Source organism: Ruegeria sp. YKSE079, assembly GCF_059612845.1.
Window position 1 is genome coordinate 46,351 of the sequence record NZ_JBXWRJ010000024.1, and the last position, 21,957, is coordinate 68,307.

A 21,957-nucleotide genomic window follows, 5' to 3' on the forward strand; every position below is an offset into this window, starting at 1 on the left:
GGGTCAGCTTTAGTCGCGTCACATTGCCCTGACAATGGGGGCAGAGCTTGACAAATTGCCGCCGAAGGCGGACCCGTGACGGAAATCGGATTTTTGGGGGCGAGCATGGCCGAAACAAAAACATTGCTGCGGGCGCTGGCGGGCGAAGTTCAAAAGGTTCCGCCGATCTGGATGATGCGCCAGGCAGGGCGGTACCTGCCGGAATACCGCGCCACCCGGGAACAGGCAGGTGATTTCTTGCGGCTGTGCTATACACCCGATCTGGCGGCCGAGGTGACGTTGCAACCGATCCGCCGCTATGGGTTTGATGCGGCGATCCTGTTTGCCGATATTCTGCTGGTGCCGCAGGCGCTCGGGGCCGATCTGTGGTTCGTAACCGGCGAGGGGCCGCGATTGTCAACGATTCAAAGCCAGGCCGATTTCGATGTGTTGAAACCGGTTGAAGCTGTTCACGAGACTCTGAACCCGATTTATGAAACCGTTCGAATACTGTCGCGCGAACTGCCGTCGGAAACCACGCTGATTGGATTTGCGGGTGCACCATGGACTGTCGCCACTTATATGATCGCCGGTCGGGGTACGCCCGATCAAGGACCGGCGCATGCCTTGCGCGAGGGCAATCCAGCACTGTTTGACGCCTTGATCAAGCGGATCACAGCGGCCACGATCGAGTATCTGTCTGCCCAGATCGAAGCCGGTGCCGAGGTTGTCAAAATCTTTGATAGCTGGGCGGGATCGTTGAACGGAGAGGCGTTCGCCAAATACGCAGTCGAACCTTGTCGGGTGATCACGCAGGCCCTGAAGGCGCGCCACCCGGGTATTCCTGTCATCGGGTTTCCGCGAGAAGCCGGTGACGGGTATGTTGGCTTTGCCAAAACCACGGGCGTGGACTGTGTGGCTCTCGATAACTCGGTGACGCCGGAATGGGCCGCAGAGCACGTTCAGGTCGATGGATGCGTGCAAGGGAATCTGGCCTCGTCGCATATGGTGACCGGCGGGCAGGCGTTGATTGACGAGACTCGCCGAATCGTCGCGGCCTTTTCCAATGGGCCCCACATCTTCAATCTGGGCCACGGGATCACGCCGGATGCTGATCCGGAAAATGTTCAGATCATGATCGATACGGTGCGCGGGCGTTAGGGGCGAGGGGCCAACCCCTCGCGCTCCCCGGGGTATTTCAGACCAGAAAGAAGCACCAAGTCAGTTCCTGTCCAAAGCTGAGAGTTCGCCGAGGATTTCGTCCGTGTGTTCGCCGCGTAGCGGGCTGGGTAGCGGAGTCCAGTCGTGGTTTGAAAAACGGGGGGCGCAGGCGGCCTGGAAGATGCCGTTTTGGGTTACCCAGGTCTCGCGGGACGCGTTCATTTCGTGGCGAGCCGCCTCGGCGGGGCTGAGAACCGGAGCGACGCAGGCGTCTGTGCCCAGAAACAGCCCGGCCCAATGATCGCGCGGTTTTTCCAAGAAGATTTCGGCCAGTCGCGAGGTAAGGGTCGGCCACGCGGGTCTGTCAAATTGCTTGAGGAAATCTGGATCTTCTGCGAGGCCCATGCGTTCGAGGAAGAGTGTGTAAAACTTCGGTTCAAGGCATTGCACCGTCACATAACCGCCATCCGAACATGCATAGGTGCGGCTCCAGTGGGGGCCGTCAAGCAAGCTTTCCCCGCGTGTCTCGGACAGGTTTCCGGTTTGCGACAAACTCATGAGCAGGTTCATCATGTGGGCCGAGCCGTCATAAATTGCGGCGTCGACCACTGTTCCACACCCGTTGACGCGAGCATTGAGTAAACCCGCTAGCAGGCCGGTCACTAGGTACATCGCACCGCCTCCGATATCACCGAGAAGAGTTGCCGGTGTCTGCGGCGCATCGCCGGGGTTTGACCCGTACCAAAGCGCACCCGACAGAGAAATATAGTTCAGGTCGTGGCCCGCCTGTTGAGCCAAAGGACCGTCCTGCCCCCAACCGGTCATGCGTCCGTAGACGAGTTTGGGGTTTAGTGCATGACAAGCTTCGGGGCCTAGGCCCAGTTTTTCCATCACGCCGGGTCGGAAACCCTCGATCAGCGCATCGGCGGTGGCAATAAGGCGTTGCGCGGTTTCATTGTCTGTGGCGCTTTTGAGATCCAGCGCGATGGACCGCTTGCCCCGGTCGAGCAGCGAACGTTCCGGCATTCCAGGCGTGACCGGGCCGCCCTTGCGGTGCACGGTGACTACGTCTGCACCGAGATCGGCGAGCAGCATGGCTGCGAATGGGGCAGGACCGAGCCCTTCGAATTCGATGATGCGAATGCCGTTCAACATGCGATGCTCTCCGTTTGGCAACAAGGTTCAGGTGTGGCCGGGGGATTGCAAGGGGTTGTTCATGCGACGTGACGTCCTGACAGAGTGCTCTATGCGCAATTGTTGGCCTGTGCTTTTCTGGGCTCTGAGGAGGAGTGTGCCATGCCAGTTGTCGACTATGAAAAGGATGGCCGTATCGCGCGAATTGCCCTGAATCGCCCAGAAGTATTGAACGCGATCAATGATGAATTGCCGGTGGAACTGGAGGCCGCAGTGTCGCAGGCAGACGCCGATCCGGAGGTGCACGTCATGATTTTGTCCGGACGGGGTCGCGCCTTTTGCTCGGGCTATGATCTGGCCTTTTATGCCGAAGGCAATGGTTCTGGAGAGGTGACGCAGCCAATGCCCTGGGACCCGATCAAGGATTATCGTTTTATGTGGCGCAACACACAGCATTTCATGTCGCTCTGGCGTGCTATGAAGCCAGTGATCTGCAAAGTGCATGGGTACGCGGTTGCAGGTGGGTCTGATATCGCGCTGTGTGCCGATCTGACCATCATGGCCGAAGATGCGCAGATCGGATACATGCCTGCGCGTGTCTGGGGCTGTCCGACGACTGCCATGTGGGTTTATCGCCTGGGGGTAGAGCGAGCCAAGCGGATGCTGTTCACCGGGGACAAGATTTCGGGTCGCGAAGCCGCCGACATGGGCCTCGTACTAAGGGCGGTTCCGGCAGATGAGTTGGATGACGCGGTCGAGGAACTGGCAGCACGGATGGCGGCGGTTCCGATCAACCAACTGGCGATGCAGAAACTGGTGATAAACCAGGCCATCGAACAGACGGGACTGATGCAGACACAGCGGCTGGCGACGATTTTTGACGGTATTACCCGGCATTCACCCGAAGGCATAAACTTCAAGGCGCGCGCCGAAGATGTGGGTTGGAAACAGGCGGTGGCAGAGCGTGACGAAGGGACGTGGGACTGGACCGGGAATTTCGAACTTCCCAAGCGCAACAGGTAGCAGACTTGTTCTGAAAAGAATTCGAGACTAGCCTGAATTCTTGCAACATCTCATGCACATTTCTGGGGGGAGCGGCATTGAGAGCCTGGTTGTTTTTTTTCGGCTGCGCCATCGCGATTGCGCTTGCCCTCATATATGCGCGGCTTCACCCGCCTTCCTCATTCAAATTCGCTGCAGGCCCCGAAGGCGGGTCATATGAGAGTATCGCCAAGACCTATGCGGATCTTCTTGCCAAAGATGGCATTCGGCTTGAAATCTTGCGGACTGCCGGGTCTGTTGAAAACGCACGCCTGCTGTCGCAGGGAGCGGTGGATGCGGGTTTCCTGCAGGGTGGCATCCCGATCGAAGATGACAGGATCGAGGCGATTGGAGCCGTATTCTTTGAGCCAATGGTGTTCCTCGGGCGCGCTGATGCGATCATTCCGCGCAACCCTGCTGAATGGAAAGGTTTGCGTATAAACAGCGGTGCGTATGGATCAGGAACCGAGGCCGCCTTTCGTGACTTTGAAAGAGCGGTAGATTTATCGCGAGAAGACAACACGCACTTCGAAATCGGATATGCCGAGGCAATTGATGCTTTGATCAACGATGAAATTGATATTGCCGTGTTTGTCGCGCCGATTGATGCGCCCTATCTGAAGCGGGCATATGAGCAATCCGAGTTAAGGTTCCTGCCAGTCGAACATGTCCAAGCCATTTCGCGCAGACTGGAATATGCCAGTGTCGTAACGGTTCCGACAGGAGGCATGTCTTTGGATCCTGTGCTTCCGCCCGGACCTCGTGAATTCATAGCTTTGGAAGCGCGGTTGGTTGTCGAGCCTGATTTGCATCCCGCCCTGATAAACCGCCTTACCACCGCCGCGATAGAAGTGCATCGAAAACGTGGGATCATAACCGACCCGGGCATGTTCCCGTCGATCGAAGGGACCGGATTGAAAGTCAACAACACCGCACGGCAATTGATACAGGAAGGCCCGTCTACATGGCACGATTGGTTGCCCTATTGGATAGCTGCTCAGGTCAATCGTGTGCTTCTGCTGTTCCTGCCATTCTTCTTCATTGTTGTTCCATTGTTGCGGATGCTGCCTCGCGCTTATGCTTATGTTCAGCGTTGGCGGGTTTGGCAGCACTATCCCGAGATAAGGCAGATCGAAGAAGAGTTGTCCGAGGAACCTGAATTGTCAAAACTTGAGGCGATGCAAACGCAGTTGGTCGATCTGGACAACCGCTTTGCCACGCTTCGGCTTCCAGCCGCCTACAGACAGGGACAATATGATGCCCGCCTGCATCTGGAACTCATTCAAAAACGGGTGAATGAGATGATTTTATTGCGACGGAAAGCTGCTGGCAAAAAGATTTGAAATCGTTTTGTCCCGAAAAACAGTTGATTTTTGTCCGTCATAAAACACAACTTCACCTCCGGAAGGGATCGACCGGGTAACCGACGCGTGCAAGATACAGGCCTTGCGGTGGGCAAACCGGACCGCAGGCAGCCCGGTCTAAGGCCTTGAGAGCCAAATAGACGTCCTCGGGTGACCACGCGCCTGCTCCGACCCGTTCAAGTGTGCCCACAAAACTACGCACCTGGTTGTGGAGAAAGGAACGTGCTCGGACGTGGAAATGGATTTCCGGTCCGGAAAAGCCATCGACCGCTTCGACGCGAAACTCGTCCAGCGACTTGACGGGGCTGGCAGACTGACAAATCGAGGACCGGAACGTGGTGAAATCGTGCCGCCCGATCAACATGTCTGCGGCTGCCTGCATCGTTGATACGTCGAGTGGATGACCGATCCGCCAGACCTGCCCTTTGTCATGTGTGGCCGGAGCGCGTCGGATCAGAATACGAAATAGGTATTGCCGTTCGACCGCCGAAAAGCGCGCGTGCCAGTCGTCCGCGACTTGAGAGGCCTGAAGAATTGCGACTGGTTCCGGCTTGAGGTGATAATTCAGCGCTTCAGACAAACGGAAAGGGTCCCAGTCCTTTGCCAGATCGCAATGGGCGACCTGACCAAGGGCGTGAACGCCTGCGTCGGTGCGGCCGGCCGCAGCAATTGTGTGAGGGCCGGGTTCAAGCTTGGCCAGCGCGTCCTCGATTGCTCCCTGAACCGAGGGCAGCTCTTTTTGGCGCTGCCAACCGGCAAATGGGGCGCCGTGATATTCGACTTTCAATGCATAACGTGGCATGGCCGCGCTGGTAGCCCGGAGAGGCGGACAAGTCCAGTGGGGAGGCCTGCCGTTCTGTGTTGCACTGGTAACCCTGCACGGACGTGCCTATCTTGCGGCAAGTCGTGAGAGAGGCAGCGTTTTGGTCATTTCGACTCTGGCAGACAATATCATGCGCGGTGTGGAAACCGTGGGCGACCGTGTGTCCGAAACCTTGTTCGAACCGGTGATCCGGCTGGGGGTGACGGGGCTGGCACGCTCGGGCAAGACGGTGTTCATTACCTCGCTTGTGGCCAACCTGCTGGATCGAGGGCGGATGCACGGGCTGACGGCAGAGCAGGAGGGCAGGATCGTTGCCGCATATCTGCAACCGCAACCCGATGACACGGTGCCGCGCTTTGACTATGAAACTCATCTAGGGGCGCTGACCGGGCCTGTACCTCGCTGGCCCGAAAGCACCCGCGCAGTGTCGGAATTGCGTTTGTCGCTACGCGTGCAGCGGGGTGGGTTGCTGTCGGGGTTCAAATCGCCACGCACCGTGCATCTGGACATCGTCGACTATCCTGGGGAGTGGCTGCTGGATCTGGGTTTGTTGGACAAAACCTATGCCGAGTGGTCTGGTGAGGTTTTGACAGGGGTCGCGGCACGACCACAGGCGCAAGCGTTTCTGGCGCAGTTAAAAAGCACCGATCCGGGAGCCACGCTTGACGAACAGGTGGCGCAGGGTCTGGCAAAATCATTTACGGGATATCTCAACGCCGCACGGGAGGCTGGGTCTTATGACTGTACTCCGGGGCGGTTTCTGTTGCCTGGCGATTTGGCGGGCTCTCCGGTCCTGACATTCGCACCTCTCCCGGTGTCGGGTCTTTCGCGGCGGCGGACTTTGCATCGTGAGATGGAGCGGCGATACGAAGCTTACAAGTCACAAGTGGTCAAGCCGTTCTTTCGGGACCATTTCGCCCGTATCGACCGTCAGGTGGTTTTGGTCGATGTCTTGGGCGCAATCCACAAGGGCCCGAAAGCAGTCGAAGACATGCGCCGTGCGATGGCTGACATCCTGTCGGCCTTTCGGCCCGGTCGGAACGCCTGGCTGAGCGGGCTTTTGCTGGGTAAGCGGATCGAAAAGGTTCTTTTTGCCGCTACTAAAGCCGATCACCTGCACCATCTGCAGCACCAGCACCTGACCGCGATCATGGAGGCATTGACTCGCGAGGCCCGAAACCGCGCCCGGTTTGCCGGGGCCGAAACGTCGGCCCTGTCGATTGCTGCCTTGCGCGTGACCACCGAAGAGATGCGTCGCCACAATGGGCAAGACTTGCCCTGTGTTCGGGGTGCATTGCTGGAAACCGGCAAACAGGCGGCGTTCTATCCGGGGCGCTTGCCCGAAGATCCCGCGCAGTTGTTGGTGCCAGCACGCGATGGCGCAGAGGCATGGCTGAAGGGCGAATACGGCACCATGGCTTTTGCGCCGGCGCCTATTGACGGAAAGCCCGGTGTCGGCCCACCGCACATACGGCTGGACCGGGCAGCGAATTTCTTGATCGGAGGCAAGCTTTGAACGCGATCCTTCGACCAGCGCGCAGTACGGATGCCGGTAAGACCGGCAAAATCCTGTACGGATTCGCGCGCGAGAATGATTGGATGCCCAAACTCCATTCGCTGGCGGAAACGATCGCGTTCTGCGGGGCCATGATCGATCGGGGTTGGGTGACTGTTGCCGAAGGCGAGGATGGAGTTGTCGGATTTCTTGCTCGGGACGGAGCAGAAATCTGCGCGCTCTATCTGAGTGAACCGGCCAGAGGACAGCGGGTCGGACAGAAGTTGCTGGAGGATGCAAAGGGACGGCGGGGTTACCTGGTCCTGAAGGCATTCGAGGCCAACGCCCCGGCACGACGATTTTACGAACGTAACGGATTTGTCGAGGCTGGGTATGGCGATGGCTCGGCCAACGATGAAAACCTGCCCGACATCACTTATGTCTGGGAAAAGAAAGGATATCCCGGATGACCAATGGTCCGGTTTTGATCGATCTTTCAGACGAAAAAACGCCCGTACCAAATGTGGCGCAAGCGCCAGACGTACCAGACTTGCAGGTTCCAAAAGGCAAGGCAATGCAAACCGTCGCCCGTGTTGCTACACGCAAGCCTTCAAGACTGGCAAAATGGTTCTGGGGGCTTGCAGGGGCGTTGGTCGGGGCGGTGGTATCTGTCGCGGCTTGGGATTTCGTTTCATCGCTGGTGGCGCGTGCGCCGATGCTTGGATGGGCGGTGACGGCTCTGATTGGAGCCTTGGTTCTCGTTGTGTTGCTCATTGGTCTCAGGGAAGTTGCGGCGATTGGACGGCTTGCCAGTGTCGATAGCCTGAAACGGTCCGCCGACGTGGCTCTGGCTGAGGGTGATCTAGGGAAAGCGCGGGCGGTGATCGACAGACTGGCCGTTTTCTACAGCGGCCGCGAAGACACACGTTGGGGGCTGGAACGGCTGAACGAACGCAAAGGCGACATGTTTGACGCGTCAGCGTTGCTCGCGCTGGCCGAAGACGAGTTGCTGGCCCCGCTGGATGCGGCAGCCAGCCGTGAGGTCGAAGCCGCGGCACGGCAGGTTGCTACCGTCACTGCACTGGTTCCATTGGCTTTGGCCGACGTGGCGACTGCCTTGGGCGCATCGCTACGTATGATCCGCCGCATCGCTGAAATCTATGGTGGTCGGGCAGGGGTCTTGGGTAGTTGGCGGTTGACCCGTGCCGTTTTCGTGCACCTGGTTGCGACCGGGGCGGTTGCGGTGGGTGATGATCTGCTAGAGCCGGTTCTGGGTGGGTCTATCCTCAGCAAACTGTCCCGGCGATTTGGCGAGGGGCTGGTCAATGGCGCGCTCAGTGCCCGCGTTGGCGTGGCCGCAATGGAAGTGTGTCGCCCATTGCCGTTTTCCTTCCGGCACAAACCTTCGACACGGGCTATCGTCAAACGTGCTCTGACGGGGCTGTTTAAAAAGGGATGATCCCGGCACTTAGGTTGATTTCCTTGCCTATGAGCGCCGCAAGGCAGCAAAGGCGAGCGCTCCACCAAACCCGATGAACATGAGACCCAAGGCTCCCGAAATCCACCGTTTTGCATTTCGGAATGCGGCGATGGCGGTCTCGGTCGAAAAGACCGTCGCGGTCACCGCGTGCAACGCCGCCGCAAGCAATCCGCAAAGTACGACGATACCGCCGAGAAACCAGTTAGGTGATGACGCTGGAATAACCGCGGTCATGATGGCACCGTAGAAAAGTGCGGCCTTTGGATTTGTTATGCTGACAATGAACCCGGTTCGAAATGATCGAGAAAGTCTGCGTGCTTGGATTTGAGGCGCTGTCTTCGAGCCGGTGTTTCCGAAGGCCGAGTTCAGCGACTTGACCCCCAGCCAGACCAGATAGGCGGCGCCTGCCAGTTTGAGTGCGACAACCGCCTTGGGGAACTGTTCGAACACAAGCGCTACGCCCAGAACTGCGGACAAGGCCCAAAGAAAGGCGGCGCTGGCCATGCCAAACCCGGTCATGACACCGTGTTTGCGACCGTGTGTCAGGGAGGCGCTCATGACCGCGAACATGTTTGGGCCGGTGTAATCCACGCCAGAACGTTCACCATTAAGAAAGTTCCCAAGGAAATTGCGATTTCCATCGAGTCCACCAGTTTCGTTTCGGTCTATGTAAGTGATCCGACGTCGAACCGCCAAGAGAGGAGTCGCGGAAAGGCTTGATCTGACGCAAGGCCGCCGCCCGTCGCATCGTCCAAGATTAGAAACAAGCAGAGGGTAAACAATGCCGGATCACGGTCACAGCCACGAAGAAATCGCCGAACGGATAAGCGCTCCGCCCGGGCGTGGCGTGTTGCGAGATATCGTCTATGGCGGCATAGACGGTTCGGTGACGACATTCGCCATCGTCGCCGGTGTCGCGGGCGCGGGCTTGTCGCCGTTCGTAATCGTAGCACTTGGCCTTGCCAATGTGCTCGCTGACGGATTTTCGATGGCGGCAGGCAATTATTCAGGCACAAAAGCCGAGTTGGACAACATCCGCCGCATCCGGGCGATCGAAGAGCGCCATATCGAACTCTACCCTGACGGCGAGCGCCGCGAAGTGCGTGCGATTCTGGCTCAGAAGGGCCTGTCAGGTCCGGTTTTGGAAGAAGCAACAGGCGCCGTAACTGCGGATCAGGAAAGCTGGATCAGCCTGATGCTGGAGGGCGAGTATGGGTTGGGAACTATCGATCCGCATCCCTTGAAGGCGGCCATCGCAACCTTCATGGCTTTTCTCGTCGCTGGAATGGTGCCGCTGTTGCCGTTCCTGTTCGGGCTGGATCACGCCTTTGCATTGTCGGCTTGGATGACGATGGGTGTATTCTTTACGATAGGCGCATTGAAGAGCCGCTGGTCGCTGGCCCCTTGGTGGCACTCGGGCGGTGAGACACTTCTCATCGGTGGAGTGGCGGCGGGGATCGCCTATTTCGTTGGAACCCTTTTTCAGACCTAGTCACGATAGTTTGTCGCAGAAGCGTGTCTGCCACTGGCGCGTGCACCTCGGACAGGTAGAGTTGCCACATTGATGCGTTGCCAAGGATGCCATGACCATGCAGCATGCTGATACCAAGACGGTTTTGGTCCTGGGAGCATACGGTTTCATTGGCGCATCGGTTGTCCGTGCGCTGGTCCAGAGTGGATATGCTGTTCGCGGAATGGTCAGATCGGTGCGATTGGCTGATAGGGTCTTGTCCGGATGCAGCATCATTGATGGTGACTTGCGTCAAATGACGGAGCCTGAAAACTGGTCGCTTGCCCTGAATGATGTCGACATTGTCGTGAATTGCGCTGGCGCATTGCAGGACGGCTCTCAGGATGATCTTGCCGCGGTCCATCATCAGGCGGTTGCCGCACTTGGCAAAGTTTGTGTCAAGAGTGGGATAGCAATTGTACAAATATCCGCTATTGGGGCTGAAGCGACGTCCGACACCGCTTTCATGCGAACCAAGGCAGAAGGTGATGCCGCGTTGCGCCGTAGTGGTGCGCCGCTCTGGGTGCTGAAGCCGGGGCTGGTGATTGGGCAAACTGCTTTTGGCGGTACGGGGCTGCTGCGGATGCTGGCCGCCGTGCCATTTTTCCAGCCATTGGCCCAACCCGCGACACCGGTGCAATCGTTGGGGATGGAGGATTTGTGCCGTGTGGTCCTTGAAGCTGTCTCTGGCGAGTTGCCGCATGGAGAGTATGAGTTGGTCGAAGATCAGGCGCAGTCGCTGGCAGAGCTCGTACGGCAGACCCGTGAATGGCTGGGGTTTCGACCTGCTTTGTTCTCTTTGAATGTTCCAATTGCAATTACACGGCTTGTCGGACGGATCGCAGATGGGTTGGGGGTGTTGGGATGGAGGTCTCCGCTTCGAACCACGGCGCTTTTGGTCATGGAAACCGGAGTCGAGGGGAATGCCGCCACGTACCGGCAGGCCAGCGGGCGCCATTTGGTCGCTCTGCCAGAGATTTATGCCGGACTGGAATGCGCCCGGGAACACAGGCTTGCCGCGCGGATGTCATTGCTCATGCCGCTCGTCGTGGCGGTGCTCAGCTTGTTCTGGGTGTTGTCTGGGGTGTTCGGTCTAATCGGCTTGAACGAGGCAAGTGCGGTGCTCATCTCGGCGGACTGGTCACACTGGATGGCAAAGGTCAGCGTGGTATTCTGGTCGCTGGTTGATATCGGCTTGGGACTGGCGATCCTGTGGAGGTCCTGGGCTGCATGGGCCTGTCTTGTACAGGTTGCGGTTGCAGCGTTTTATCTGGTTGCGGCGTCCGTGGTGACCCCGGAATTATGGGTCGACCCATTGGGGCCACTGGTCAAGATATTGCCGGCCATGTTCCTTTCCCTTCTGGCCCACCAGCTTTTGGAGAGCAGATGACAGATCCCGATCTGATCCTGCGATGGCTGCACGTGATCGGTGCCTGTGTCCTTCTCGGAACCGGTGCCGGGATCGCGTTTTTCATGCTGATGGCACATCGCAGCGACGATCCGAAGATCATTGCCCATACCGCAGGGGTGGTGGTGCTGGCGGATCTTGTCTTTACCACGACGGCTGTCATTTTGCAGCCGGTCACCGGCATGCTGCTGGCTTGGCGTTTGGGATGGAGCTTGATCGAAGGTTGGCTACTGCTGGCCCTCGTATTGTACGTCGTGACCGGCGCGTTCTGGCTGCCCGTCGTTTGGATTCAGGTGCAATTGCGCGACATGGCGCGGGGAGCGGTGGCTGAGCAGCAAGCCCTTCCACAGAGATATCACCGGTTATTCCGCACCTGGTTTGCATGTGGGTTTCCGGCCTTTCTAGCCGTTCTGGCAATTGTCTGGCTGATGCTGGCGCGGCCCGAGATTTCGGTACCGGTTTTTTGACACATGCCAATGTGGGCGTGCGGCAACGTTTGGATTTCGTCAGGTATTCCGCACTATGTGACAGCAGCACTGGCGGATAGGCTTTCCACAAAACACTTCGGAGGGTCGCCGTGGAATCGCTGCTTGTACTTGTTGCGTTGATCGTCTTGGCCATTCCGGTGACTATTGTCATTCTGTTGGTCGGTCTGTCGCGCCTGCGAAAGCGCGTGGAAGACCTTGAACAACAAATCGCGCAACTCAGTCGACCTTTCGAGCGCGTGAAGCCGCCTGAAAAGCGAACCGACCCAGTTGCTCAAGAAGCTTCGCGCGATGCCGAATCGGTGGAAAAGGAAAAAAATGTCAGCCCCGCGCCCTGGTCGCGTCATGCGGTGACAGAACCAGATGCAACAGAAGCTGCCACCCTGACGCACCCCAAGTCCCCTGCTACACCGCCTCGTGCTGTGGTGTTCCGGCAGGACAAATTCGATGCGTTGGGCAAGTGGTTGCGTGAGAATTGGTTCTATGCGGTGTCTGCCCTTTCGCTGACCTTGGCGGGGATTTTTCTGGTTCAGTACGGCGTGGAGAACGGTTTGCTGCCGCCAGCGGCGCGAATCATCGCAGCCTTGGGGTTTGGCTCAGTTCTGATCATTTCGGGCGAGGTTGTGCGCCGCCGGTTTGGTGATGATGCGTCCTCAAGCACCGCATACCTGCCTTCGGTCTTTTCTGGGTCGGGGCTGGTCACGCTGTTTGGGGGCATTCTGGCCGCGCGCCAGCTTTATGACTTGATCGGACCCGAGGCTGCACTGTCCGCGATGGTGACCATCGCACTCATGGGACTTGTGCTGGGGTGGTTTCATGGGCCGCTGTTGGCGGCGGTGGGGTTGATAGGTGCTTTCGCCGCTCCGTTTTTGGTAGGCGGGTCGTCCGAGGATCCGTCGTGGCTTTACGTCTATTTCTTTGTCGTGACCGTTCTGGGATTGGGAATCGATACCGTCCGACGTTGGGCGTGGATTTCGGTTCTCGCGCTTGTCGGGGCCTATGCTTCTGCTTGGTTGGTTTCGCTTTCGTCGCCGTCAACCGACGCGGCGCTGATGGTCTATTCTACCTTGATTGCGCTGGCTGCCATCGTTGTTCCGGTCCGCCGTCTGACCCCGGATCATCCCGGCAGCATGGTTTTGGTGTCTGTACGTCGCAAAAAGGGCGATCCCTGGCCGGAATTCCCGACGCGGCTTGCCTTTGCCTCAGTGGTTGTCAGCACTGCATTCATCGCGTTGCGTTGGGGTGGATCAGAGACCGAGTTCTGGCTTGCCGTCTTGATACTATCTGGTTTGGCGGTGGCTTTGATCGTATGGGCGAGCGGTGCCCGCGCATTGCAGGACACGGTGCTGTTTCCAACAACCGGTCTGTTGTGGGTAGTTTGGGGCCAGGGATTTGACTTTGGCGCAGCTTACCGGCGGTTTTTTGAAACCTACACCGAAACACCCGAAGCGGATTTCCCATGGGTGGTTACCTTCTTGGTCGTGATCAGTGCACTGATTTCGGTTCTGTCGGCGTGGCGGTCATTCCGGGGTGGGCAAATGGCGGTCATCTGGGCCGGAGCGGCGGCGATTTTCGCTCCGACGATGGCGATCGTGTTGGAGGTTGCGTGGCAGCCGGCCGAGGTGATCGGGGCGTATCCATGGGCACTGCACGCGCTGGTCTTGGGCACCCTCATGGTAGTATTCGCCGAGCGTTTCGCTCGTCGAGACGGAGAGGACAGGATGCGCGCCGCGCTGGCCACGTTGTCCGCACTATCCTGCCTTACCTTTGCCTGTGTCATCGTGTTGAGTTCGGCTGCCTTGACGGTTGCATTGGCCGTCACTGTTGTTGCGGCGGCGGCGCTGGATCGCAAGTTCACCTTACAACCGATGAGTTGGTTCATCGCGGTCGGTGTCGTCACGCTTGGCTATCGGTTGGTTGTCGATCCCGGTCTGGACTGGTCGGACAGGGCGCCGCTGCCCGAGGTGGTGCTTGCGTATGGAGGCACCCTGGCTGCTTTGGTTCTATCCCTCTACTTGCTGCGACCGCTCTCGCGTCCGTTGGCCAGGCTGATGCTGGACAGTGCCGCGTGGTCGACGAGTGGTTTGTTTTTGTCGATCCTTCTTATGCGGTGGCTGGAACGCATCGCGGGCCGTGCGGATGAAAGCCATTGGGGGCTTGGTCTGCTCTCGGTGATCTGGCTGGGTCTGGCCTTTGCACAGGTGCAAAGGATGGAGCTTGGCGGTAGGCTTGCTATGATACGAACGGGCCTGGCAGCCGTATTCGGTATTCTTGGCGGTGTAGCTCTGGTAGCGGCATTGACCGATGGAAATCCACTGTTGACCAGCCATGCTATGCCGGTGATTGGCCCGCCAGTCGCGAACACGCTGGTGGTTTCTTACCTGCTCCCGGCATTGGTCATCGGCTTTTCGGCCTGGCGGATCAAATCCATGCCTCCGTTGCTGCGGCGGGCGTCCGGAGTTGCGGCGCTGGCGCTTGCAGCCTTGTGGCTGGGTTTGGCGATCCGGCACTTGTGGCAGGGCGCGGCGGGGATGTATCACGAAACCGGCGTGACCCAGCCCGAGCTATACACCTATACCATCACGTTGCTGGTGATAGGTGCAGTATTGTTCTATCAGTCGCTGGCGCGGAATTCCGCGATCATGCGCAAGGCGGGCCTGGCCGTGATCGGTCTGGCCATCGCCAAGGTTTTCCTGATCGACATTGCGGGACTTGGAGGCCTGATCCGAGTGTTTTCGTTGCTGGCGCTGGGTCTTGCCTTGGCCGGTCTTGCGTGGCTCAACCGCTGGGCCATGCTGCGCCATTCGCCGCAGGCATCGGAACCTCTGGACCAATAGGCGGCACCGTCCTATAAGCCCGGGCATGTTTGACCGGCTGGCCATCATTATTCGAATTATTTCCCCGGCGCTCTGAGCAATCGAGACGCCGGGACAAGGTGTTTGAGACCTCGCACCGCACGATCGCCGTTATCCGCAAAAGACAAGCCGAAGGACGCCACCCATGTGCGCCGACACGACCACTGAAACACCTGACTACAAAGATACGCTTAACCTGCCCAGGACCGAATTCCCGATGCGCGCGGGCCTGCCCAAGCGCGAGCCTGAGTGGCTGGCCCGGTGGGAGCAGATCGGAGTTTATGACCGCCTGCGCGAAAAGCAGGGCCGCAAACCGTTCACACTGCATGACGGCCCTCCGTACGCGAACGGCCACTTGCATATCGGCCACGCGCTGAACAAGACGATCAAGGACATGATCGTGCGCTCCCATCAGATGATGGGCTTTGATGCGCGTTACGTACCCGGCTGGGACTGCCACGGCCTGCCGATCGAATGGAAGATCGAAGAACAGTACCGCAAGAAGGGCAAGAACAAGGACGAGGTGAACATCGTCGACTTCCGTCAGGAATGCCGCAAGTTCGCCGAAGGTTGGATCGACATCCAGCGTGAAGAGTTCAAGCGTCTGGGCATCACCGGCAACTGGCCTGATCCCTACATCACCATGGACTTCCATGCCGAGGCCGTGATTGCCGACGAATTCATGAAATTCCTGATGAACGGCACGCTGTATCAGGGCTCGAAACCCGTGATGTGGTCGCCTATCGAGAAGACAGCGCTGGCCGAGGCCGAGGTCGAGTATCACGACAAGGAAAGCTTTACAGTTTGGGTGAAGTTCAAGGTCGTGAACGCGGGTGATCTGAATGACGCGTTCGTGGTGATCTGGACAACGACCCCTTGGACCATGCCGTCGAACAAGGCTGTCGTATACGGCAAGGACATCTCGTATGGCCTCTACGAAGTCACCGGCGCGCCGGAGGAATGCTGGACTGCTGTTGGCGACAAGTTCCTGTTGGCAGATAATCTGGCCGCCGACGTGCTAGGCCGCGCCCGTCTGAACGACGACCAGTGGACACGCGTCCGCGATGTGACTGCCGATGAACTGGAAGATGTACAACTGACCCACCCGCTGGCCGGGGCCGAGGGCGGCAATGGCGAATGGGACGACCTCCGCGACTTCCGCGCCGCTGAGTTCGTGACCGATACCGAAGGCACCGGTTTCGTCCACTGTGCGCCGTCCCACGGTATGGAGGAATTTGAGCTATATCGTGATCTAGGTGAGCATCCACACGGTGGAACTTGGCTGGAGAAAGTCATCACCTATAACGTGATGGACGATGGCTCGTTCCGCGCGGATCTGCCGTTCTTTGGTGGAAAATACATCCTGTCCCGCAAGGGCGGTGAGGGTGATGCGAACAAGGCGGTCATAGACAAGCTGGTTGAGGTCGGCGGGTTACTGGCACGTGGCAAGATCAAGCACAGCTATCCGCATTCGTGGCGCTCTAAGGCTCCGATCATCTATCGCAACACGCCGCAATGGTTTGCTTCGGTCGATCGCAAGCTCGATGACGGTATGGGCGAGATGGGCGACAGTATTCGTGAGCGCGCCCTGCGCTCGATTGACGAGCTGGTAAAGTGGACACCGCAGACCGGCCGCAATCGTCTGTATTCCATGATCGAAGCGCGCCCGGACTGGGTTCTGTCCCGGCAGCGTGCCTGGGGTGTGCCGTTGACTTGCTTCACTAAGAAGGGCGCCTTGCCGACTGACGCGGATTACCTGCTGCGCAACGAAGACCTCAACGCTCGCATCAAGGCGGCGTTTGAAAAGGATGGCGCGGATATCTGGTACACGGATGGGTTCAAGGAAAAGATCCTCAACGGCATCGCCAACCCTGACGATTACGATCAGGTCTTTGACGTGCTTGACGTTTGGTTCGACTCGGGCTCGACCCACGCCTTTGTTCTGCGCGACCGCGAAGATGGGACCGAGGACGGCATCGCCGACGTCTACATGGAAGGCACCGACCAGCACCGCGGTTGGTTCCATTCATCGATGTTGCAGGCCTGCGGTACCATAGGGCGCGCACCTTACCGCAACGTGGTGACGCATGGGTTTACGCTGGACGAGAAGGGCAACAAGATGTCCAAATCACTCGGTAACACCATCGTGCCCGATGAGGTCGTAAAACAGTATGGCGCGGATATCCTGCGCCTTTGGGTGGCTCAGACCGATTACACCGCAGACCAGCGGATTGGACCTGAAATCCTGAAAGGGGTGGCCGACAGTTATCGTCGTTTGCGCAACACGATGCGTTTCATCCTTGGATCGCTGGCGGATTTCACCGAAGCCGATCGCGTGGCAAACCCTTCAGAAATGCCACGACTTGAGCGTTGGGTTCTCAGCCGCTTGGCCGATCTGGATGCTCAGGTGCGCAAGGGTTATTCCGAGTTCGATTTCCAGGGTGTGTTCAGTGCCGTTTTCAACTTTGCCACCGTTGATCTGTCAGCCTTCTATTTCGACATCCGGAAGGACGCTTTGTATTGTGATGGCGACAGTCCGCGGCGCCGCGCCGCGCGTACGGTCTTGGACATCCTGTTCCATCGTTTGACGACGTGGCTCGCGCCAATTCTTGTGTTCACTATGGAGGAGGTCTGGCTGGAACGGTTCCCGGGCGAGAACAGCTCGGTTCATCTGGTCGATATTCCGGAAACTCCGGCCAACTGGAGAGACCAAGAAATCGAGGCGAACTTTGCCACCATTCGCCGCGTTCGCCGCGTGGTCACTGCAGCCCTTGAGATTCAGCGCCGGGACAAGGTAATCGGCTCCAGCCTCGAAGCTGCGCCTGTGGTGCACATCGAAGATGCGGATGTACGCGGTTTGATGGCTGAATTCGATATGGACGATCTGTGCATCACTTCGGGCCTTTCTGTGACCGGCGACCCGGCGCCTGCCGAAGCGTTCCGTTTGCCCGAAGTTTCGGGTGTCGGTGTCGTTTTCGAAAAAGCCGAAGGCGAGAAATGCCAGCGTTGCTGGAAAATCCTGCCAGACGTTGGCCGCCACACCTATGCGGGTGTTTGTGGTCGTTGTGATGACGCATTGGGATGAGCCAAACCTGAAGGGATCCCTTCGCCTGGGTGGCGAGGGGGTCTTGTTCATTCGAGAATGAAAAACTCGATTGTTGTGTCAAAGCCGGCGACCTCGCAAGATACGGGGTTGCCGGCTTCGACGGCCGATATGTCCATGAACTGTTTCGAACATATCGTTCTTGCATCCTGTCGCGAGGCCTCGTGCAGCATGCGCGAGCAAAGATTGATTGTCGGGCCGATGGCGGTGAAATCCAACCGGGTTTTGCTGCCGATATTGCCATAGAAAATGTCCCCGACATGCAGGGCCGCTCGAAACTCAGGGGCGGGGGTTGCAAGTCCATGGGCCATCGTTTTTCGCGCATGAGCAATGGCCTGCAATGCACCGTCCGCCGCCGCCTCTTGAGCGGTCAGGTCGTCCGGCGTGGGGAAAATCACGAGAGCCCCGTCGCCCAGGAATTTGAGGATTTCGCCGTTGTTGCGGGTGACCGAATCGTCGATGACCGCAAAGAAATGGTTCAGGAGCTGAAGAACGTCCTCTGACCCCATACTATTTGAAAGCTGGGTATATCCCTTGATGTCTGCAAACAGAACCACGGCAGAGATAGTCTCACCCTCGCCGCGAACGATCTTGCCGCTCAGAACTTTCTGGCTGGTGGCCTCCCCCAAATAAGTTGCAAGGGTGATCTGTTTGTCCAGACGTTCAGTGAAAATTTCTTTCGTTCGCGCCAGGCATGACTGAACCCGCCGCAGTGCCATAAGTTGTTCATCCTTGAACCCGCCATGAGATTGGGTCGCAAACTCGACGCAGCCGCTTACGGTTCCATCGAAGTTGATAAGAGGAAGCACCAGAACGTCAGTGTATCCCGCATTTTGGTAGTTTCGTATGTAATCCTCGAATTTAGCCGACGCATTCGTGGAGTCTGCCAAGCGTAATCGTATGGAGCGTTGTGTGGTGATGCTGCCATCAATCGGGGTCTTTTTGAAATCAACCGTGTCAAAGTACTCGTGCAGAAAAGTTACTCGCCGAACTCCCCCCTTGCTGGTCCATCGGGTCTGCATGCCTCGGATGCGCGGATGAATGAACAGTCCGTTGATGATGAGCGCATCAAGCCCGATACCGGCCTCGTTTAAGCGGTGCGCGCATTCCTTGACTACGGTCTCGAAGCTTTTTGGTGGTTGTGCTCCAGAGATCAGCCAGTTGCACACCGAGTGAATTTTGGCCGTGTCCACCATGACTTTTGCCCCGCCCCGTTTAGCCACTCATCATGCTCGGAAAGCGACGATGAGGCAATCGGGCGATGAATTCGCCAGATTTAACAACGGAATCCCAGAGCAACACGCATATCGGTTGCAGACAGTCGCGCCTTCTGTAAGCTTCGCCGCATGCCAAAGATCTGCGTCGATACCAAATTTGGCCGTCTCTCGGTCGAGGAGCAGAATGGCGTCATCGTGCGCCTTCGGTGGGCGAATGAAGAGGAGGCTCCGGATTCCTCTCTATTGATGGAGGCCGCGGCTCAACTCCGTGCCTATGACGACGGAAAGCTGACCCGTTTCGACCTGCCGCTTCGGGTGAATGGATCAGAGTTCCAGAAGCGCGTCTGCGATGCAATGTTTTCGATCCCATTCGGTGAGACCAGAACCTATGGCGATATCGCCGAGGAACTGGGTCATCCGGCGCAAGCTGTGGGGCAGGCCTGCGGCGGCAATCCAATTCCGGTTATCATACCTTGTCACCGTGTTTTGTCGGCAACTGGGCTAGGAGGGTTTTCGGGGGCTGGCGGCGTCGAAACCAAGGTTGCGCTGCTGCGTCATGAGAGTGCCGCCGGTTTGCTGATCTGAATTATGCAAAAGCTGTTGCATTCCGCCGGTTTGCAGCACACTTTTATTTGACGACCGGAACTCAAGGACCCATTCAATGACAGTCGCCCAAGATCGCGCCACCAAAAAGAAGGCAATTATCGATCGCCTCATGTCGCTGGAAGCAGAAGAACTCGCCACAGCCAAAGCACATCACGATGCGTTCATGAAGGAGTCTCAACTGGATGACCGGGAAGGGCACGACAAGGATGATATCGCGGCCTCGCGCGGAAACGCCGATTTGGCTGCAGCCTTTGACGCCCCGGTTCATGCGCATCACGCAAAGATTGACGCACTGGAAAACACCGATTTCGGATTGACGGATACCGTCGCGCCGGGTGCGGTCGTGAAATTCGACAACCGCAATTTCGTGGTGTCGGTTTCGACGACCCGTTTCGATGTCGAAGGCGAAACCTATATGGGCATCTCAACGCAGAGCCCGATATATCTGGCGATGGCCGGTCTTCAGGCGGGCGAGGTTTTTACTCACAATGGTCAGGAATACGAAGTCGAAGACGTCCTCTGAAACCACTTGACGCCTTGCCAAGGAATATCTTTGCGCACCTTAGTCGTGAAGCTCCACAGCATTTCTCTGAGGGATGATTTGCTGGGCGATTCCTGCGCCTAGCAAGTATAGGCTGGTTAGAACAAGCCCCCAATGTGCCCAGCTTTGCGGGTCGAAATCCACCCAGGCAGCCCAACCGGCGAAGAAGGTCCAGGCAAAGGCCATCGGCAATGACACGTTGCGCCACCGGGCAGTTCGCACCGGGTGAATGAATTTTAGCGGTAGAAACATCGCGATAGACAGTAGGGTTACCAAGGCCAGACTGACATAAAAATTCGGTTCCAGTGCAAAGATCACGATCACCACCATGTTCCAGCAGCCTGGGAAACCGGAGAAGGAATTATCCTTTGTCTTCATCCTTGTGTCCGCGAAGTACATCGCGCTGGCAAATGTGATCACTATGATGGCAAACCAGCCGGTCCACCCGTCCATAAGGCCGGACTGGAAAAGCGCAAAGGCGGGAATGAACACGTAGGTGAGGTAGTCGATGATAAGATCCAGCAATACACCGTCGAATTCCGGGGCGTACTTCTTGACGTGATAGTGGCGGGCAAGTGGTCCGTCCATGCCGTCCACGATGAACGACACCACCAGCCAAAGGTACATCAAACTCCATTTCTCTTGCGCTGCGGCCAGCATGGCCAGCATGGCAAAAACAGCTCCCGTCGCGGTCAGGAGGTGGACGAAAAGGGCTTTGAATCTGAGTGTCATAGTCCGGTTCATGAACCAAGCGGCCCAGATATGCAAAGTAAAAGTCAGAGCTGGCGGCTTTGTCTTCAACCCTGACTGTCTTCTGCTTCAGTTTGATATGCGAACCTCTTCCAACGGATAGGCCAAAGCATCCTGCGCTTCCCAACTCACATGGCAATCGTGACAGAAAGACTGTTTGAACTTCATCGGCTTGCCGTTCGGCTGAACCGCTGAATAGACCCAACCATCGGTCTCGGGCGCTTCGTCCGAGGCAACCTTAGTCATCACGAAAAGTGGTCCGACCTTGGCTTGCTTGTTTTTCTTGTCGATGGAAATGCTCTCTTTGGCCAGAACGGACCCAATCGGCATTTCAACGCCTTCTTCGGCGAATTTCAGGTATTCCTCGGCAGCGATCGGGTTGGCAAATGTCAACAGCAACCGGTTGCCGTGTGGGCCGGCGACCGCAGGCCGGGTTCCGCTAACAGTCCAGTTGCGATAGTTCATCGCCAGCCGATCGCCTTCTTTTGCGTAGCTCTCCACCATCTTGTCTTTGATGCAGTCGTAGATAGTTCCGATATCTGTTTCGGTTAATTCAAACGGGTCTTCAGTCGGAATCGCGCATTCCTGAGCCGATACTGCGGTGACGCCGAACGTGCAGGCGATTGCTGCGGTGACCGTGAAAAGATGTCTTGTCATGGCTGTTCTCCCTTCAGTCGTCGTGGTGACTATCAGGCTCGCACAAAACAGACTTACTTATTCAGCACTTCCGTACACTTCAAAACACGAATCTGTGACAGAATGTGAGGACTTACGCTTTTGGGTGGGTGCGATTGTAGACTTCCATCAGACGCGCAGTGTCAACGGCAGTATAAGTCTGTGTTGTGGATAACGAGGCGTGTCCCAGCAATTCCTGGATGGCCCGCAAATCGCCTCCGGCGGCCAAGAGATGTGTCGCAAAACTGTGCCGAAGCGCATGCGGTGTGGCAGTTGCCGGAAGGCCAAGCTGCATTCTGGCCTTTGCCATCACCCCCTGGATTGTGCGAG

The 21,957-nt window shown here is 57.6% G+C and carries 20 protein-coding genes; 13 read left to right on the plus strand and 7 right to left on the minus strand.

The annotated features are described in order from the left end of the window. Positions 1-105 precede the first annotated feature (105 nt). Positions 106-1,140, plus strand: coding sequence for a uroporphyrinogen decarboxylase (gene hemE, locus AC2FMY_RS18810; RefSeq protein WP_480748037.1), 1,035 nt, complete (start codon positions 106-108; stop codon positions 1,138-1,140). 60 nt (positions 1,141-1,200) lie between these two features. Here hemE and AC2FMY_RS18815 read toward each other — a convergent pair whose 3' ends face one another. Beyond that, complete coding sequence (locus AC2FMY_RS18815; protein WP_496745012.1) at positions 1,201-2,295, minus strand: CaiB/BaiF CoA transferase family protein; 1,095 nt, start codon at positions 2,293-2,295, stop codon at positions 1,201-1,203. Between the two features lie 141 nt (positions 2,296-2,436). On the opposite strand from AC2FMY_RS18815, the gene AC2FMY_RS18820 reads away from it, so the two are divergent. Then, positions 2,437-3,297, plus strand: coding sequence for a crotonase/enoyl-CoA hydratase family protein (locus AC2FMY_RS18820; protein WP_496745010.1), 861 nt, complete (start codon positions 2,437-2,439; stop codon positions 3,295-3,297). Positions 3,298-3,374: 77 nt separating this feature from the next. After that, complete coding sequence (locus AC2FMY_RS18825; protein WP_496745008.1) at positions 3,375-4,658, plus strand: TAXI family TRAP transporter solute-binding subunit; 1,284 nt, start codon at positions 3,375-3,377, stop codon at positions 4,656-4,658. A 52-nt stretch (positions 4,659-4,710) separates the two neighbouring features. On the opposite strand, the gene truA is transcribed toward AC2FMY_RS18825, so the two are convergent. Next, the gene (gene truA, locus AC2FMY_RS18830; protein WP_496807886.1) at positions 4,711-5,481 is read right to left on the minus strand and encodes a tRNA pseudouridine(38-40) synthase TruA; all 771 of its coding nucleotides are present in this window, start codon (positions 5,479-5,481) and stop codon (positions 4,711-4,713) included. Positions 5,482-5,602: 121 nt separating this feature from the next. Here truA and AC2FMY_RS18835 point away from each other — a divergent pair, with 121 nt between their 5' ends. Genes AC2FMY_RS18835 through AC2FMY_RS18845 form a run of 3 tightly spaced genes read left to right on the plus strand, consistent with a single transcriptional unit; the run spans position 5,603 to position 8,456 of the window. After that, a complete protein-coding gene (locus AC2FMY_RS18835; protein ID WP_496807892.1) occupies positions 5,603-7,018 on the plus strand; it encodes a YcjX family GTP-binding protein in 1,416 nt (471 codons plus the stop codon). Next, positions 7,015-7,467: a GNAT family N-acetyltransferase gene (locus AC2FMY_RS18840; protein WP_496807887.1), complete on the plus strand. Its 453-nt coding sequence runs from the start codon at positions 7,015-7,017 to the stop codon at positions 7,465-7,467. Before AC2FMY_RS18835 ends, AC2FMY_RS18840 begins: the two co-directional genes overlap by 4 nt. Beyond that, positions 7,464-8,456, plus strand: a complete 993-nt coding sequence (locus AC2FMY_RS18845) for a YcjF family protein (RefSeq protein ID WP_496807888.1) — start codon at positions 7,464-7,466, stop codon at positions 8,454-8,456. The genes AC2FMY_RS18840 and AC2FMY_RS18845 overlap by 4 nt, the downstream gene beginning before the upstream one ends. 27 nt (positions 8,457-8,483) lie before the next feature. Here AC2FMY_RS18845 and AC2FMY_RS18850 read toward each other — a convergent pair whose 3' ends face one another. Then, positions 8,484-9,047: a LysE family translocator gene (locus AC2FMY_RS18850; RefSeq protein ID WP_496745067.1), complete on the minus strand. Its 564-nt coding sequence runs from the start codon at positions 9,045-9,047 to the stop codon at positions 8,484-8,486. Between the two features lie 211 nt (positions 9,048-9,258). On the opposite strand from AC2FMY_RS18850, the gene AC2FMY_RS18855 reads away from it, so the two are divergent. The 5 genes from AC2FMY_RS18855 to ileS all read left to right on the plus strand — a co-directional run bounded on the left by AC2FMY_RS18855 (position 9,259) and on the right by ileS (position 17,820). Then, positions 9,259-9,969: a VIT1/CCC1 transporter family protein gene (locus AC2FMY_RS18855; protein WP_480748029.1), complete on the plus strand. Its 711-nt coding sequence runs from the start codon at positions 9,259-9,261 to the stop codon at positions 9,967-9,969. A gap of 97 nt (positions 9,970-10,066) precedes the next feature. After that, positions 10,067-11,377 (plus strand): SDR family oxidoreductase, encoded by a 1,311-nt coding sequence (locus AC2FMY_RS18860; protein ID WP_496807889.1) that lies wholly within the window; start codon positions 10,067-10,069, stop codon positions 11,375-11,377. Then, on the plus strand, positions 11,374-11,862 hold the full coding sequence (locus tag AC2FMY_RS18865; RefSeq protein WP_496745000.1) for a DUF2269 family protein: 489 nt from the start codon (positions 11,374-11,376) through the stop codon (positions 11,860-11,862). Before AC2FMY_RS18860 ends, AC2FMY_RS18865 begins: the two co-directional genes overlap by 4 nt. Positions 11,863-11,972: 110 nt before the next feature. After that, the gene (locus AC2FMY_RS18870; protein WP_496744998.1) at positions 11,973-14,717 is read left to right on the plus strand and encodes a DUF2339 domain-containing protein; all 2,745 of its coding nucleotides are present in this window, start codon (positions 11,973-11,975) and stop codon (positions 14,715-14,717) included. A 163-nt stretch (positions 14,718-14,880) separates the two neighbouring features. Further along, complete coding sequence (gene ileS / locus AC2FMY_RS18875) at positions 14,881-17,820, plus strand: isoleucine--tRNA ligase (protein ID WP_496744996.1); 2,940 nt, start codon at positions 14,881-14,883, stop codon at positions 17,818-17,820. Positions 17,821-17,867: 47 nt separating this feature from the next. On the opposite strand, the gene AC2FMY_RS18880 is transcribed toward ileS, so the two are convergent. Next, the gene (locus AC2FMY_RS18880) at positions 17,868-19,034 is read right to left on the minus strand and encodes an adenylate/guanylate cyclase domain-containing protein (RefSeq protein WP_496744995.1); all 1,167 of its coding nucleotides are present in this window, start codon (positions 19,032-19,034) and stop codon (positions 17,868-17,870) included. Between the two features lie 150 nt (positions 19,035-19,184). Between AC2FMY_RS18880 and AC2FMY_RS18885 the strand changes: the two genes are divergently transcribed. After that, entirely contained in the window at positions 19,185-19,640 is a 456-nt protein-coding gene (locus AC2FMY_RS18885) for a methylated-DNA--[protein]-cysteine S-methyltransferase (protein ID WP_496744993.1), read from the plus strand. A 76-nt stretch (positions 19,641-19,716) separates the two neighbouring features. Continuing rightward, positions 19,717-20,184, plus strand: a complete 468-nt coding sequence (locus AC2FMY_RS18890; protein ID WP_496744991.1) for a hypothetical protein — start codon at positions 19,717-19,719, stop codon at positions 20,182-20,184. 39 nt (positions 20,185-20,223) lie between these two features. Here the strand turns inward: AC2FMY_RS18890 and AC2FMY_RS18895 are convergent, their stop codons facing one another. The 3 genes from AC2FMY_RS18895 to AC2FMY_RS18905 form a co-directional block, all read right to left on the minus strand. Next, positions 20,224-20,934, minus strand: a complete 711-nt coding sequence (locus AC2FMY_RS18895; RefSeq protein ID WP_480748021.1) for a CDP-alcohol phosphatidyltransferase family protein — start codon at positions 20,932-20,934, stop codon at positions 20,224-20,226. Positions 20,935-21,021: 87 nt separating this feature from the next. Beyond that, the gene (locus tag AC2FMY_RS18900) at positions 21,022-21,609 is read right to left on the minus strand and encodes a cytochrome P460 family protein (RefSeq protein WP_496745899.1); all 588 of its coding nucleotides are present in this window, start codon (positions 21,607-21,609) and stop codon (positions 21,022-21,024) included. Between the two features lie 112 nt (positions 21,610-21,721). Then, on the minus strand, positions 21,722-21,957 hold a 236-nt coding region (locus AC2FMY_RS18905), incomplete at its 5' end, for a tyrosine-type recombinase/integrase (protein WP_496807890.1).

Excerpts from the sequence above, each read along its gene's own strand:
- hemE (WP_480748037.1), top strand. The coding sequence starts at position 106 with ATGGCCGAAACAAAAACATTGCTGCGGGCGCTGGCGGGCGAAGTTCAA.
- AC2FMY_RS18815 (WP_496745012.1), bottom strand. The coding sequence starts at position 2,295 with ATGTTGAACGGCATTCGCATCATCGAATTCGAAGGGCTCGGTCCTGCC.
- AC2FMY_RS18820 (WP_496745010.1), top strand. The coding sequence starts at position 2,437 with ATGCCAGTTGTCGACTATGAAAAGGATGGCCGTATCGCGCGAATTGCC.
- truA (WP_496807886.1), bottom strand. The coding sequence starts at position 5,481 with ATGCCACGTTATGCATTGAAAGTCGAATATCACGGCGCCCCATTTGCC.
- AC2FMY_RS18845 (WP_496807888.1), top strand. The coding sequence starts at position 7,464 with ATGACCAATGGTCCGGTTTTGATCGATCTTTCAGACGAAAAAACGCCC.
- AC2FMY_RS18850 (WP_496745067.1), bottom strand. The coding sequence starts at position 9,047 with ATGTTCGCGGTCATGAGCGCCTCCCTGACACACGGTCGCAAACACGGT.
- AC2FMY_RS18855 (WP_480748029.1), top strand. The coding sequence starts at position 9,259 with ATGCCGGATCACGGTCACAGCCACGAAGAAATCGCCGAACGGATAAGC.
- AC2FMY_RS18860 (WP_496807889.1), top strand. The coding sequence starts at position 10,067 with ATGCAGCATGCTGATACCAAGACGGTTTTGGTCCTGGGAGCATACGGT.
- AC2FMY_RS18865 (WP_496745000.1), top strand. The coding sequence starts at position 11,374 with ATGACAGATCCCGATCTGATCCTGCGATGGCTGCACGTGATCGGTGCC.
- ileS (WP_496744996.1), top strand. The coding sequence starts at position 14,881 with ATGTGCGCCGACACGACCACTGAAACACCTGACTACAAAGATACGCTT.
- AC2FMY_RS18880 (WP_496744995.1), bottom strand. The coding sequence starts at position 19,034 with ATGGTGGACACGGCCAAAATTCACTCGGTGTGCAACTGGCTGATCTCT.
- AC2FMY_RS18885 (WP_496744993.1), top strand. The coding sequence starts at position 19,185 with ATGCCAAAGATCTGCGTCGATACCAAATTTGGCCGTCTCTCGGTCGAG.
- AC2FMY_RS18890 (WP_496744991.1), top strand. The coding sequence starts at position 19,717 with ATGACAGTCGCCCAAGATCGCGCCACCAAAAAGAAGGCAATTATCGAT.
- AC2FMY_RS18895 (WP_480748021.1), bottom strand. The coding sequence starts at position 20,934 with ATGACACTCAGATTCAAAGCCCTTTTCGTCCACCTCCTGACCGCGACG.
- AC2FMY_RS18900 (WP_496745899.1), bottom strand. The coding sequence starts at position 21,609 with ATGACAAGACATCTTTTCACGGTCACCGCAGCAATCGCCTGCACGTTC.